General features: G+C 41.5%; 1 pseudogene. It reads left to right on the forward strand.

What is annotated here, in order from left to right:
• A pseudogene (locus ACQCVE_RS19615) lies at positions 1-212 on the forward strand (glycerol kinase); the annotation flags it as partial.
• Positions 213-337 lie beyond the last annotated feature (125 nt).

The raw sequence follows: 337 nt of genomic DNA on the forward strand, positions 1-337 counted from the left end.
TCGGGGTGGAGCGACCATCTGTCAATGAAACGACGGCACTTGGCGCAGCCTATTTAGCTGGCCTGACTGTTGGTTATTGGAAAAATAAAGAGGAGATCGCCTCACAGTGGCAGGTTGAGTCAACCTTTGAAGTGGAGATGGACAATCAAAGGCAGGAAGAATTATATAGTGGCTGGAAAAAAGCAGTAAATGCAACTATGGCTTTCAAGTAAGCGTTGCATATGATATACTAAAAACAAGTTAATATTTCGGTTGGAGATTAGGAGAGACCACAGAACATGTTCAGAGCAAATGCTTTGTCTATGTTTTCTGTGGTCTCTTTTTGTATATATACCTA

Source organism: Metabacillus sp. 113a (assembly GCF_050107635.1).
Lineage (GTDB): Bacteria > Bacillota > Bacilli > Bacillales > Bacillaceae > Metabacillus_B.